This is a genomic window from Flavobacterium sp. GSA192, from assembly GCF_006386525.1.
Classification (GTDB): domain Bacteria; phylum Bacteroidota; class Bacteroidia; order Flavobacteriales; family Flavobacteriaceae; genus Flavobacterium; species Flavobacterium commune.
In genome coordinates this window covers 87,466-100,759 of sequence record NZ_VAHC01000001.1, presented here as the reverse complement: position 1 = coordinate 100,759, position 13,294 = coordinate 87,466, and the positions used below count along the sequence as shown (strand labels likewise).

Annotated in this window: 13 protein-coding genes; 3 read left to right on the top strand and 10 right to left on the bottom strand. The window is 34.0% G+C overall.

Annotated features, from left to right (window positions below; all coding sequences use genetic code 11):
* The first annotated feature begins 2 nt into the window (after window positions 1-2).
* On the top strand, window positions 3-725 hold the full coding sequence (locus FDM27_RS00450) for a LytR/AlgR family response regulator transcription factor (RefSeq protein WP_140484779.1): 723 nt from the start codon (window positions 3-5) through the stop codon (window positions 723-725).
* Here the strand turns inward: FDM27_RS00450 and FDM27_RS00445 are convergent, their stop codons facing one another.
* Both FDM27_RS00445 and FDM27_RS00440 read right to left on the bottom strand, forming a co-directional pair.
* Window positions 726-1,244, bottom strand: coding sequence for a gamma carbonic anhydrase family protein (locus tag FDM27_RS00445; RefSeq protein WP_140484778.1), 519 nt, complete (start codon window positions 1,242-1,244; stop codon window positions 726-728). It abuts the gene before it with no gap.
* A gap of 18 nt (window positions 1,245-1,262) precedes the next feature.
* On the bottom strand, window positions 1,263-2,261 hold the full coding sequence (locus FDM27_RS00440; RefSeq protein WP_140484777.1) for a type IX secretion system membrane protein PorP/SprF: 999 nt from the start codon (window positions 2,259-2,261) through the stop codon (window positions 1,263-1,265).
* A 147-nt stretch (window positions 2,262-2,408) separates the two neighbouring features.
* Here FDM27_RS00440 and FDM27_RS00435 point away from each other — a divergent pair, with 147 nt between their 5' ends.
* Window positions 2,409-3,308, top strand: a complete 900-nt coding sequence (locus tag FDM27_RS00435; RefSeq protein ID WP_140484776.1) for a NifU family protein — start codon at window positions 2,409-2,411, stop codon at window positions 3,306-3,308.
* A 360-nt stretch (window positions 3,309-3,668) separates the two neighbouring features.
* Here FDM27_RS00435 and FDM27_RS00430 read toward each other — a convergent pair whose 3' ends face one another.
* From FDM27_RS00430 to FDM27_RS00405, 6 genes are all read right to left on the bottom strand, one after another.
* Window positions 3,669-5,639, bottom strand: a complete 1,971-nt coding sequence (locus tag FDM27_RS00430) for a KUP/HAK/KT family potassium transporter (RefSeq protein WP_140484775.1) — start codon at window positions 5,637-5,639, stop codon at window positions 3,669-3,671.
* Window positions 5,640-5,736: 97 nt separating this feature from the next.
* The gene (locus tag FDM27_RS00425; RefSeq protein WP_071184784.1) at window positions 5,737-6,414 is read right to left on the bottom strand and encodes a response regulator; all 678 of its coding nucleotides are present in this window, start codon (window positions 6,412-6,414) and stop codon (window positions 5,737-5,739) included.
* Window positions 6,407-7,438: an ATP-binding protein gene (locus FDM27_RS00420; protein ID WP_255510424.1), complete on the bottom strand. Its 1,032-nt coding sequence runs from the start codon at window positions 7,436-7,438 to the stop codon at window positions 6,407-6,409. The genes FDM27_RS00425 and FDM27_RS00420 overlap by 8 nt, the downstream gene beginning before the upstream one ends.
* Window positions 7,439-7,513: 75 nt before the next feature.
* Window positions 7,514-8,182: a tRNA (adenosine(37)-N6)-threonylcarbamoyltransferase complex dimerization subunit type 1 TsaB gene (gene tsaB / locus FDM27_RS00415; RefSeq protein WP_140484773.1), complete on the bottom strand. Its 669-nt coding sequence runs from the start codon at window positions 8,180-8,182 to the stop codon at window positions 7,514-7,516.
* A gap of 57 nt (window positions 8,183-8,239) precedes the next feature.
* Window positions 8,240-9,535, bottom strand: a complete 1,296-nt coding sequence (locus FDM27_RS00410) for an efflux RND transporter periplasmic adaptor subunit (protein ID WP_140484772.1) — start codon at window positions 9,533-9,535, stop codon at window positions 8,240-8,242.
* Between the two features lie 7 nt (window positions 9,536-9,542).
* Window positions 9,543-10,913 carry a TolC family protein gene (locus tag FDM27_RS00405; RefSeq protein ID WP_140484771.1) on the bottom strand — a complete coding sequence of 457 codons (1,371 nt, stop codon included), beginning with the start codon at window positions 10,911-10,913 and terminating at the stop codon, window positions 9,543-9,545.
* A gap of 172 nt (window positions 10,914-11,085) precedes the next feature.
* Between FDM27_RS00405 and FDM27_RS00400 the strand changes: the two genes are divergently transcribed.
* Entirely contained in the window at window positions 11,086-12,492 is a 1,407-nt protein-coding gene (locus tag FDM27_RS00400; protein WP_140484770.1) for a DUF4403 family protein, read from the top strand.
* 1 nt (window position 12,493) lies between these two features.
* Here the strand turns inward: FDM27_RS00400 and FDM27_RS00395 are convergent, their stop codons facing one another.
* On the bottom strand, window positions 12,494-12,760 hold the full coding sequence (locus tag FDM27_RS00395) for a hypothetical protein (RefSeq protein WP_071184778.1): 267 nt from the start codon (window positions 12,758-12,760) through the stop codon (window positions 12,494-12,496).
* The gene (locus FDM27_RS00390) at window positions 12,750-13,292 is read right to left on the bottom strand and encodes a DUF420 domain-containing protein (RefSeq protein ID WP_071184777.1); all 543 of its coding nucleotides are present in this window, start codon (window positions 13,290-13,292) and stop codon (window positions 12,750-12,752) included. Before FDM27_RS00390 ends, FDM27_RS00395 begins: the two co-directional genes overlap by 11 nt.
* Between the last annotated feature and the right edge of the window lie 2 nt (window positions 13,293-13,294).

The following is a 13,294-nucleotide window of genomic DNA, read 5'->3' as shown; positions in this document are numbered from 1 at the left end:
AGATGAAGTGCGTAATTATAGATGACGAACCCCTGGCGGTTGATTTAATCAAAGAATTTGTTAGCAAAGTTGAAAGTCTCGAACTAATCAGCACCTTCAATAATGCTATCGACGCCATAGCGATGATTAATACTTCTAATGTAGATTTGATATTTTTGGACATCGAAATGCCTCATTTTTCGGGCATCGATTTTCTAAATGCCATTGACAAAAAACCATTGGTTATTTTCACAACAGCTTATTCTGACTATGCCGTGGAAGGATTCAATCTGGGTGCGGTTGATTATTTGGTAAAACCAATTCCTTTTAATCGCTTTTTAAAATCGGTGATGCGCGCCCAACAAACGTTTCTTTCACAAAATAACACTCCTGCTGCTGCTATTACTCCAAAAGTAGTTGCTCCGGAAATTGAACCCGATTTTATGTTTGTACGTTCAGAATACGAGAATGTAAAAATCAATTTTTCGGATATTTTATTTATCGAAGGTTTGAAAGATTATGTCAAAATATATACCACTGACAATAAATTTACGCTAACTCTAATCAGTTTAATTAAGCTCGAAAATTTACTTTCGTCTAAAGGTTTTGCACGAATTCACCGTTCGTATATAATCAATATCAAATACGTGAAATCCATCCAAAAGAATAAAGTATTAATTGCCGACAAGCGAATTCCTATCAGCGAAAGTTACAAAACAGCTTTCTTTGAAAAAATTAATTTATAACTATTCCTCCTCTTTAAACCAGCTGGAATACAATAAATAATTTTCGGCGATACGTTCAATCTCACCCGCAAAACTGGATTGATTGATATCTTTTACTTTTTTAGCAGGAACTCCCGCCCATATAGAACCCGAAGTAACCACGGTGTTTTGGGTAATCACCGCACCTGCCGCAATAATAGAATTGCTTTCAATAGTACAATTATCCATTACAATTGCTCCCATCCCTATTAAAACATTATCGTGAACCACACAGCCGTGTACTATGGCATTGTGCCCAATAGAAACATTATTTCCTATAATGGTTGGGTATTTTTGATACGTACAATGAATCACAGCACCGTCCTGAATATTAACTTTGTTACCAATTTTGATATAATTAACATCACCTCTAATTACAGCGTTAAACCAAACGCTACAAGAGTTTCCAAAACTAACATCTCCTACAATAGTAGCATTTTCAGCTACATAACAATCCTCAGGAATACTAGGTGATTTTCCATTAACCGATTTTATTACCATTTCTGAATGTAAATTATTTTAGTTGATTGCTGGACAGTGACATTCATATTTCTCACGCTTGCAAAACAAATTAAGACCTAATGTAATTTGGTGAAAACCGCCTGTTCCAAATTTAACATCTCCTCCTAAATGAGAATAAGTGTAGGCAAACATAAAATTATTGTAATTCACACCTAAAATTGGCGAAATAGACTGGTATCTTTGTCTTGATGTACCATTTCCGTTATTAAATTCGGCTCCGTCAAAACTGGTTCTATAAGAAAGTCCGCCCCATACAGTACCAAAATCCATAGCTTTATAAGCTTTCAAATTAAGATCGACTGCCTTTTCAGTAGTCTGACTGGTATATTGAAACAATACCGAAGGCTCCCATAAAATTCGATCTCTGTCTCCAAAAATATAACCCGTACTCAAGATAAACTTTCTCAAATTATCACTTTCATATCCTGAATAGATTTTACGTCGGGTTTCAATAGCATTTTTAATAGTTCCATGAACATAAAAATCCAAATAGTTGTAAGACATCCCTATATCGACATTAAAGTAAGATGCTTTTTGAATAATTGTCCCATCTACAATTGGATCAAAATCTCCTGATTGCAAAAAAGAAGTTTCATCTAATTGACTCTGAATTAATCCCCCACTAATACCAAAAGACAGCTGATTCAAATCGATTTCATCTCGGGAAAACATCAAATGATACGCATACGTCAACTTCATTCCTTTTTGAGAATGATAACCGTTTTTATCATTAAAAAGAATAATCCCCCCACCGGCTTTCTCTCCTATCCTGCCATTGTAACTTAGTGTTTGCAGTGAAGGTGCTTCTTCCTGATCGAACCATTGTTTACGGGCGGTCAGTCTTAATTTAGCACAATTAGAAGCCCCGGCCATCGACGGATGAAGCAGATAATAATTATCCGAAAGATAATCTGAATATACCGGAATTCCTTCTTGAGAATAAGAATACAAACCAATAAAAAAACAGATTAAAAAATAGTTGAATTTAGTATTCATGTAATAGATGATGTTAATCAGGATGCTTGATAAAACAACCTAAATTTTGTCCAAAAACTAAAGTTAAGTTAATTTATTCATTAATAATTCAAATATAGTTAATCATAGAAAATAACTTTAGTAAATTTGTGAAAATTTACAAACATCATGACAAAAATAACCGTTAAAGAAACACAAAACCCTACAATATTAAAGTTTGAATTTGAGGATTTTATTACCCGAAATGAAAGTTTTGAGTTTAAAAACATAGACGAAGCCAAATCTTCTCCTCTTGCACAACAATTATTTTACTTACCATTTGTAAAAACTGTTTACATTTCGGGCAATTTTATTGCCGTTGAAAGATTCAGCATTGTAGAATGGGACGATGTTAAAGAAGCTGTTGCTGAACAAATTGAAAACTTTGTAAACAATGGCGGCGTTATCATCAACCTTGATGAGAACAAACCTAAAAAACAACCGATTACAGTTTATGGAGAAACTACTCCTAATCCTTCGGCTTTGAAGTTTGTTGTGAGCCGAATGCTGACTAAAAATGCTATTGAATTCAAAAACATCGACCAAACGGCTTCTTCGCCTTTGGCAAAAGAATTATTCAAATTTCCTTATGTGAAAGAAATTTTCATTGACGAAAATTACATTTCGATTACAAAATACGAATTAAATAGCTGGGACGAAATCACACTGGAACTTAGAACATTTATCAAACAATACATTGAGAATGGCGGAATTGTTCTTGACGACAGCGTGGTAATCAATGCCGAAAAACAAGAGCAAATTAAAACCGAAGAATTTGACAAACTGGATGTTACTTCGCAACAAATTATCAATATCTTAGAAGAATATGTAAAACCTGCCGTTGCTGCCGATGGTGGAAATATTGCTTTTGAATCTTATGATGAAGAAAGCAAAACTGTAAAAGTGATACTTCAAGGTGCTTGCAGCGGTTGTCCATCTTCTACTTTTACTTTAAAATCAGGAATCGAAAACATGTTAAAAAGCATGCTTAACGATGAAAAAATTCAGGTGGAAGCAATTAATGCTTAATACAATCAATATGACTATCCGTTTCTTATACCAATTATTGAGAATGGCACACAGATGAAACTGATTTTAACGGATTTTCGCAGATTGTAATTTACAAAAAGCTTAAAAAAATCCGTTTTTATCTGTTCAATCAGCCCCGATAGCTATCGGAATTGTGACCTTTTTTTCATGGTCCGCTTAGCGGTTAGCCATAAAAATCAATACTATTTTCAAACTCTAAAAACAAATTGAGTTTGTCAATTCCTGACAAAGGAGGAATCTCAATAAACTGCTTACGCAACAAAGAGATTCCTCCTTTTTTTGAAATTACAGATACAAATTTTCCACAAACTATCTCGACTCAAAAAACAGCTTTTCTTATTATCTGTTTACCCTATTTAATTTTATGTTTGTTATAGGCTGATAAACCAATGGAATCTGCTCAACTATGACATCTGATTTTTCCAATCCAAATGCTTTTTCATCACTTACTCCTAAATGTTTCAAAAAGAAATAGCCATTCAACAAAAGATCTTCACGCAAAACAAATTCATTCTCAATAGATAAAAATTTCTCAATAACCACAAATTTAAAATCGGGTTCGTTATTGTATTTACTGGAACCGTCTGATCGAATATGTAAATTGAGTTCTTTGTTAGCAACCAATTCTTTGACAATATTTTTGAAATACAATTCGGTTTTAGGTTGTATTCTAAAACCAACATTAATGTTCACTTTAATCACTTTATCATCAACCAGCTCAGAAACATCATAGGATAACGTAAAAGGATCTTCGGTGCGATTGATGTGTAAAAACCAATATACATCGGCACGTTTTGGTTTTTTAGAAAAAATGGATTTGATGATTTTTTCTTCAATTTCGTATCTTCTGTCAGCTTTAGTAAGATAAACTAAATGGGTTGCAAATTTAGGAATAGCATCGTCTTTGCTTAATTCGGTGAGTTGGTCGCTGTATTTCCCTAATTGCACAAATTGAGTAAATTTATTGTTCGTTTTTCGGGCAAAATACCAGACATACATTACCATAAAAATAAATAATTCAAAAAACAAAAACATCCAACGTTCCTTTATTTTAGCCACATTGGCAATAAAAAAAGACATTTCAATAGCTCCAAAAACGGTCAGAAATAAGATGACATATATTTTTTTCCATTTTAATCGGTAATAAATAAAATAGCTTAACAATAGAGAAGTCATCATCATGGTTATAGTAATTGAAAACCCATAAGCGGCCTCCATATGCGAACTCTCTCTAAAATAAATCATCATTAAAACACATCCAAACCAAAGGATAGTGTTAATACTTGGTATGTAAATTTGTCCTTTACTATCACTAGGCTGCCTTACGGTAACTCTTGGCCAAAAATTAAGATTCATTGCTTCGCTAATTAGCGTAAAACTTCCGCTTATCAGTGCCTGTGACGCTATAATAGTTGCACAGGTTGAAATAACAATACTAGGTAATAAAAACCAGCTTGGTATGATTTCAAAAAATGGATTTCTACCATTTAATAAGGTTTCTCCCTGGTGCATCAACCAGGCAGCCTGACCTAAATAAGCAATAACTAAACTTACTTTCACATAAATCCAGGTAATGCGAATGTTTTTAATTCCGCAATGTCCTAAATCAGAATATAAGGCTTCAGCTCCTGTTGTACAAAGAAAAACAGCTCCTAACAGCCAAAACCCGTTAGGATAATTCACCAATAAATCATAGGCATAATAAGGATTTAGCGCTTTCAAAATATCCGGATGATGGCTAATTTGGTTTATTCCGGCAACAAATAACATGGTAAACCAAATAGTCATAATAGGCCCAAAAGTTTTTCCTATAACCTGTGTACCAAATCGTTGAAAGAAAAATAATAATGACAAAATAGCCACAACAATTCCAATGGTTAAAAAATTACCGGGAACAATAGTGTTTTCCATACCTTTAACCATACTTAATCCTTCGATAGCCGATGAAACGGAAATAGGTGGCGTAATAATACCATCGGCGAGTAAAGTAGTCGCTCCAAGTATTGTTGGGATGACTAATTTTTTGCCATAACGTCTCACTAATGCGTATAGGGAGAAAATTCCACCTTCGCCCTGATTATCCGCTCGAAGCGTGAGCCAGATATATTTTATGGTTGTTTGAAAAACCAATGTCCAAAACACACAGGAAACACCACCATAAACCAGCATTTCATTAATGTCCTTCGTCCCAATTATTGCTTTGAAAACATATAGCGGACTCGTACCAATATCTCCGTAAATAATCCCAAGTGCGACTAAAAGTGAGGCAATAGTTACTTTATTTGCAACTCCATTTTTTGTTGTATTCATTATTTAATTGATTAAAATTCTAATGATACAAAGTTCCGTCAAATGGTATTTACAGAATATAAAGATAAATATTCCTGATATAAAGATTTTATAAAGATCAACTGAAGCGATATCCCACACCACTTTCGGTAATAATGTGCTTGGGTTGATTAGGGTTTTCTTCTATTTTCTTACGCAAGGTTGCAACAAAAACTCTCAGGTATTGGGTTTCGGTCTGATAGCCAACACCCCATATTTCTTTTAAAATATATTGATGTGTCAAAACCCGACCTTCATTTTTCATAAAAAGAGCCAATAAATTAAATTCGGTAGAAGTAAGCTTTAATATCTCCTGATTTCGTTTTACAACTCTGGCTCCAAAATCTATTTCTAAGTCTTCACAAGTCAGTATGCTGGAATCATTTTGCAATTGATTTCTACGAATAGCCGAGCGAATTCGTGCTAAAAGTTCGGCTGTCCGGAAAGGTTTTGTCAAATAATCGGTAGCACCGTTATCCAGAGCTTTCACAATATCTTCTTCACTATCCTGAACCGATAGTATAATAATTGCCTTATTGTACCAGGTTCTCAATTCTTTCAGAATTTCATGACCGCTTTTATCAGGCAAACCAATATCCAGCAAAATTAATTCCGGAGGATGGTTTACTGCTAAAATCATCCCTTCTTTTCCTGTTTCGGCAAACCAAACTTTATAATCATTACTCTCTAAAGTTATTTCGAGTAATTTTCTAATTGGAGCTTCATCATCAATAACTACTATTTCTGCTTTATTCATTTTTGAGATGATTTAAATAAGACGTTTCTGTTGGAATACTTATAGTGAAGCAAGCACCGGAATGACTGGAATTATTTTCTAATCTAATTGTCCCATTATGCGCTTCAACAAAACCTTTTACAATAGACAAACCCAGACCGTTTCCTCCGGTTTTTGTATTGGGCAAACGATAAAATTTATCAAATGCAAATTGTATTTCATTTTCGGGAAAACCGTTTCCGGTATCAGAAACAGATAAAACACAACAATCGGATTGATACTGAACATCAATTGTTATAATGGTATATTCAGGAGTATATTGAATGGCATTGGTGACTAAATTCTGGATGATTTCTTCAATCAACCCGGCGTCTAATTTGAACAATGGTAATTTTTCATTTGGAATAAAATGAATCGTATGATTGTGTTTTATCGAATCACTTTTTTGGATTACGGTATAAATAAGCTCGTTTATATCGCACCAGTCTTGTTTTAACTTTAACATTCCCGTTTCCAGTCGACTCATGTTTAATAAATTTTCTACTTGTCCGTTGAGTCGAATGCTGGCCTTATCAATTTCTTCTAGCAATTCCGTTTGATTTGTTTCAGAAAGTTTGTTTTTGTTTTCTTTGAGAATATCAATAGAGCCAATAATGGTAGCAATTGGAGTTCGCAACTCATGAGAAAGTGAATTCAGTAAGGTGTCATAAAGTTGTATTGTTTTTACTTTTTCCTCTTTATCACGTGCTTTATTTTCGGCTTCCCTAATTTTGAATGTCAATACTGCATTCACTAATGCAATAATGAGATACATCAAGAAGAGTAGAATATCTTCGGTGTCAGTAATATGAAAAGTAAAAATAGGCTGAATGAAAAAATAGTTCAATATCAAACCACTTAAAACAGCCGTTAACAACACTGGCAAAATATCAAAAAGCATCGCTACGAACGAAACAGTCATTAATAAAACTAAGGCTGTTATCCGATAATCGATATATTTTGGCAAGAAAAAACAAATTATAGAAACCACAAATACCAATACCATGCTGATTAAGCATTGCTGTACGATGGAGTATTTTTTGGTTTTGAACTGTATCAAAATAAGATTAAAATAACTTCATTATTTCTTCGAGGTAGTTATCATAAAATCTTTCAAATAATAAGGTTCAAAATAAGCCACATCTACAAAATTTTCTTTTAAGTATTTTTGATAACTCAAAGCACTCATTTGGTTCGCCGAAGGATATTTTATATTTTCTAAAAAAACAAAATTAGATTGGGTTAATACTTCTTTGCATTTCTCGGCACAATCACCCACAAAATATAAGGTTTCATCAAATTCCTGAAAAGAATCTTCGGTGATAACTTCAGCAAGAATAGCTCTTTTAGATTCTAAATCGGCAGTAAAAACAGCACTATACACTTCCATTCTTCTCGCATCCAGCATGGGAACAATTAAACCACTAGCAACGCTTGCCTGAGCTGCTAAAGCCTGTAAAGTATCCACAGCAATCAACGGAATTCCTAGCGCAAAACACAATCCTTTTGCTGCCGAAACTCCTATTCGAAGTCCTGTATAAGAACCCGGCCCCTGACTCACTGCGATAGCAACCAAATCCCTATAAGTGATTCCGGCTGCTGCAATACTTTCTTCAATAAATACGTGTAAACGCTCAGCATGCGAATAACCTTCTTCGGCAATTTCATTACAAACCAAAGTCTTGCCCTCTTTGGCAATGGAAACCGAACAATTCTTTGTTGTTGTTTCTATGTTAAGTATATAATTCAATGTTTTATTTTTTTGCAAAGGTCTAAAAAATTAGAAAAAACAGTCTAACCACAATACTTATTTCTTCTTATTTTCAGATTTCACTGTTACTTTATTTCCCGAATTCAGTTCTTTACTCACTATCGTATAAGGTCCGGTTATTACTTCATCTCCTTTTTTAACTCCGCTTAGAATTTCAATATTAGTATCATCCTGAATTCCGGTTTTTACAATCTTAATCTTAGCCTTATCACCTACTTTTAAGAAAACACATTCGTATTTTTTATCACTTTTAGGTGCTTCTTTTTTCTCTTCATCAGGATTTGGAAATTCCTTATCCGAAACAGCTACAGCCGTAGTATCCGATTTCACTACAACAGAACTAATTGGCACTGCCAAAACATTCTTCTTCGTCTTAGTAATAATATCTACCGTAGCCGTCATTCCTGGTCTGAATGGCGAATAGGTTTCCGGTTTTCCAACTAATAAATCCTGATAAGACTCTTTTTGGATTCGAACTTTTACTTTAAAATTAGTCACCTGATCGGCTGTTAAAGTAGAACTGGCCGAATTAGAAATACTGGTTACCACTCCTTTGAATTGTTTTTTCAAATAAGCATCGACTTCAACATTAGCCAAATCGCCAACTTTTATTTTTACAATATCATTTTCGTTAACATCTACTTCCACTTCCATATTATTCAAATTGGCGACTCTTAAAAGCTCTGTTCCTGCCATTTGTTGCGTTCCTAAAACACGTTCGCCTATCTCGACATTCAATACCGAAATTGTTCCGTCAGCCGGAGCATAAATAGTTGTTCTTCCTAAATTATCCTTAGCCTCATTAACCGAGGCCGAAGCACTCTGCACATTATAATAAGCCGACTGTCTTGTAGCCTTTGCTACCTCAAAAGATGCAATTGACTTATCCCAATCCGATCTTGAAATCACTCCTTTTTCATATAAAGTTTTGTTTCTTTCATAATTAGCTTTTGCCTCTTTAAAACTGGCTTCTGACTGGGTTAAACCTGCCTTTGTTCCGGATAAATTAGAAACCGAACGATTGTAACTTGAGGTATATAAATCAGGATTTATTTTTACTAATAAATCGCCTTTTTTAACCACCTGACCTTCTTTTACATTTAACAAAATAATTTCTCCGGAAACTTCGGGTGCTATTTTAACTTCAATTTCAGGTTGGATTTTCCCTGTTGCTGATACAGTTTCAACAATAGTCATCGGAATTACTTTTGTTATTTCTATCTCTTTAGCATCTTCTTTGTTTCCAAAAATGCCTTCTTTTCCGAAATATAACAATGAACCAATTACAACTACAAAAACAGCAAGAAGGATATAAATATTTTTCTTTGACATGACTTATTTATTTTTTTAGGATTGGAATTCCAAAATAGAATTCTAAAATTTTAGTTTTAAAAATATAATCGTATTTAGTTCTTATTACTTCCGATTGCGCATTAGCCAATAAGGTTTGCGACTGACTTAATTCGAAAGCATTCATCAAACCTACTTCAAATTTTTCTTTCGAATAATTGTAAGACTGCGTTCTGGCATCTAAGGCTTCAATTGCCGATTCATAAGCTTTCAAAGCTCCTTTAGCATCAGTAAAAGCAGTGTAAACATTACGCTGTAAATCTAATTCCTGCTGTTCTAAGGCAATTTTAGATTTTTCTAAATTGACTTTATTTCGCTCCACATTGTTGCGAACTACAAAACCACTAAAAATAGGAATATTCAATTGTGCCCCAAAAGACTGTCCTTTATTATCACTAAACTGATCAACAAAACTAGGTGGCGCTTGTGTTCCAATAACAGCCCCCGTATTGTCTCTCAAAGCCACATCGGCATAAGAAACACGACTATTAAAATTATAAAAACCTCTCAAAGTGGGTTGATAAGCTGCTCTTGCTATAGCAACATTTTTCTCGGCTATTTCCAGATTGGTCTGAGCTATTTTCAACTCCACCCGTTGCTGTTTTGCTTTATCGTAAATTGAAGTTGGTGTTTGAGATAAAAGTGATTGTTCCATTTGAAACTCATTTACATCAACAACATCAAAATTTTCAAAACTATCCAATTGTAGTAATTGTGCCAAACTCAGCTTTGAAATCAACAAGGTATTTTGGGCATTAATCACTTTTTGATTATCCGCTGCGATAGTTGCTTTTACATCCAATAAATCGCCTTTAGGCAAATTACCGGCATTTACCAATTCCTGCGTTCGGCTCAATTGTTTATTATCAATAGCCAATTGCTCGTTTTGAACCTTCAAATTTTCTTTATTAAACAACACTTGCAAATACGCATTGGCTACATTTAGCGCAATGTCTTCCTGCATTTTTTGCAATTGATATTTGGCAGCCACAATAGAAAGATTGGCTTTTCTTAAAGTATATACATTTTGCAAACCTTTGTAAATATCAATACCAACATTAGCTCCGGCCGAAGTAAACTGGGTAGTTTGTGTGGCTGCAATATTCGTAACTGGGTTAATATTCAAACCTATATTCCAGGAATGAGAAGCACTGGCTGAGACATTAGGCAAAAAACTTCCAAAAGCATCTTTCTTATCAATTTGAGCGGTTTGTATATCCAAGTCTGATTGTCGAATGGAAATATTGTGATCTATAGCATATTTCACACAGTCTTCTAACGACCATTGGCGCGATTGTGCATTCGAATAAAAACTTATTATTATAAAAAATAACGAACTAAAATATTTTTTTGGACTCATATTTATTCGAACTAAAATGAAGTAAAGTTACTACACAAAAATAAGTTTTTATAATTAACAACAATCACAACTTTTAAAAACATTTAACAGTCTAACAAATTAAAATATACTCACTTAAATTAGTAATGAGAATAAAAAGCTTTTTCTAATTTTACAGCCTTAAATCAATCCGATGAAAAAAATTGTCTTTTTAGTGGTTTTCACAAGTTTGCTCTCCTTTACAGGCTGCACAAGTTCTCATAAAATTGCCACCTTAAAACCTGAACCGGACGATGCCAGTCCGATTATTTACAACAATGTTCCCTCGTTTATCAATTTGCCTGTCAATATCAAACTTAAAGATATTGAGAACCAAACTAACATTGCTCTAAACGGATTAATTTATGACGACAGCAACATAGAAGATGACGATATTGAAATGAAAATTTGGAAGTTAGCTCCCATTACTATTAAAAACGGTAACAGCACTACTTCTGACAAAATCACAACGGTGCTCCCTTTAAAAGCAACCATAAAATACCGAATAGGTACCAAAACTATGGGAGTTTCCATGTACAACGTCAAAGAATTTAACCTTAACGGAATTCTAACACTAAACAGCACGGTGAGTTTAAACAACTGGAAACTCAAAACCCAAACCGAATTAGCTAATTTAGACTGGAACGAAAGTCCGACAATGAGTGTTTTTGGTAAAAACATGCCCGTAACTTACCTGATTAATCCTTCCATCAAATTATTCAAATCTAAAATTGAACATAAAATTGATGCTGCTATTGAAAAATCAACGGATTTTAAACCTAATGTACTTTCGGCATTAGAAAAAATCTGTACTCCTTTTCAAATGAATGAAGCCTATGAAAGCTGGCTTCGAATTGTACCTTCCGAAATTTACTCCACAGCTGCGCATTTAAAAAACGAATCCTTTGTATTGCAAATGGGTATGAAATGCAACATGGAAACCATTATAGGACAAGTGCCGGAAACCAAATTCAATCCGAATCAAATCACACTAAAAGCCGTGAGCAAAATACCCAATCAGATTACGGCTAATATTACTGCCGTTTCCAGTTATGCAGATGCTTCCAGAATAATGAAGAAAAACTTCGCCGGAGAAGAATTTTCATCCGGCAGCAGAAAAGTCAAAGTAGAAGATGTTAACATCTGGCACAAAAGCGGAAAAATGGTTATTGCCCTGGACTTAAGCGGTTCTCTAAACGGAACAATCTATCTGGCAGGATTTCCAAAATACAATGCTGAGAAAAAAGAAATTTATTTTGACGGACTGGACTATGCCTTAGACACTAAAAACAAATTAATGCGCACCGCCAACTGGCTTGCACAAGGAATTATTTTAAGAAAAATTCAGGAAAACTGCCGCTATTCCATCAAACCTAATTTAGAGGAAGGAAAGAAAACCATGCTTAATTACCTCAATAATTATTCGCCAATGCCCGGTGTTTTTGTAAATGGAAAAATGGAAGACATTCAATTTCAAAAAATAGAACTGAGTCAAAATGCCATTATTGCTTTTGTAAAAGTAAACGGAGTAATCAACATTACTGTTGACGGTTTTAAATAAACTACTTCGTTTTATTTTTCTTCATTCGATAAACAAAATAACCAATCAAAGCCACTAACAGATAAGGTACTACCATTAAAAAAACGATACCATCGTTAACAGCCTGCGCTTTTTCCACATTAGCATCACCAGCTAAGGCCGCTCGGCACATAGCGCATTGTGCATTCGTAGTAAGAGAAAACAGAAAATAGAAAATAGAAAATAGAATTTTCACTTTGCCATTCTCACTTCTCACTCCTGACTTCTGACTTCTGACTTTATTGAGCATAATAAGGAGCAATCATTAAATAAACAACAACACCGGTAACTGCTACATACAACCAAATAGGAAAAGTAATTTTAGCAATTTTTTTATGCTTATCAAATACCTGTGCCAAAGCCCGAACATAAGTAATTAAAACCAGCGGAATAATGACAACAGACAACACAATATGGGTTATTAATATAAAATAATACACATATTTTATAATTCCCTCGCCACCAAATTTAGTAGAATCGGAAGTCATGTGATAAGCCACATACATTGCTAAAAAGGCTACAGAACAGCCTATAGCTGTTTTCATTAAATTTTCATGCAATTTAACATTCCCATTTTTTACAGCTATAACTGCTAAAACCAACAAAATTGCTGTAATTCCGTTTATAGTTGCGTAAATAGGCGGTAAAAAAGAAAGTGGCTCTACATCATAACCTAATTTTCTCAAATTAACACCAAAAAGTAATGCCACCACAAGTGGAATTGCTACTGATAATACTACAATCCACTTATTGTATCTTGTTTCTAAATTTTGCTTTTCCATAA

What these genes read in the sequence shown, in the direction of transcription:
- FDM27_RS00450 (WP_140484779.1), top strand. Translation starts at nt 3, where the DNA reads ATGAAGTGCGTAATTATAGATGACGAACCCCTGGCGGTTGATTTAATC.
- FDM27_RS00445 (WP_140484778.1), bottom strand. Translation starts at nt 1,244, where the DNA reads ATGGTAATAAAATCGGTTAATGGAAAATCACCTAGTATTCCTGAGGAT.
- FDM27_RS00440 (WP_140484777.1), bottom strand. Translation starts at nt 2,261, where the DNA reads ATGAATACTAAATTCAACTATTTTTTAATCTGTTTTTTTATTGGTTTG.
- FDM27_RS00435 (WP_140484776.1), top strand. Translation starts at nt 2,409, where the DNA reads ATGACAAAAATAACCGTTAAAGAAACACAAAACCCTACAATATTAAAG.
- FDM27_RS00430 (WP_140484775.1), bottom strand. Translation starts at nt 5,639, where the DNA reads ATGAATACAACAAAAAATGGAGTTGCAAATAAAGTAACTATTGCCTCA.
- FDM27_RS00425 (WP_071184784.1), bottom strand. Translation starts at nt 6,414, where the DNA reads ATGAATAAAGCAGAAATAGTAGTTATTGATGATGAAGCTCCAATTAGA.
- FDM27_RS00420 (WP_255510424.1), bottom strand. Translation starts at nt 7,438, where the DNA reads ATGGTATTGGTATTTGTGGTTTCTATAATTTGTTTTTTCTTGCCAAAA.
- FDM27_RS00410 (WP_140484772.1), bottom strand. Translation starts at nt 9,535, where the DNA reads ATGTCAAAGAAAAATATTTATATCCTTCTTGCTGTTTTTGTAGTTGTA.
- FDM27_RS00405 (WP_140484771.1), bottom strand. Translation starts at nt 10,913, where the DNA reads ATGAGTCCAAAAAAATATTTTAGTTCGTTATTTTTTATAATAATAAGT.
- FDM27_RS00400 (WP_140484770.1), top strand. Translation starts at nt 11,086, where the DNA reads ATGAAAAAAATTGTCTTTTTAGTGGTTTTCACAAGTTTGCTCTCCTTT.
- FDM27_RS00395 (WP_071184778.1), bottom strand. Translation starts at nt 12,760, where the DNA reads ATGCTCAATAAAGTCAGAAGTCAGAAGTCAGGAGTGAGAAGTGAGAAT.
- FDM27_RS00390 (WP_071184777.1), bottom strand. Translation starts at nt 13,292, where the DNA reads ATGGAAAAGCAAAATTTAGAAACAAGATACAATAAGTGGATTGTAGTA.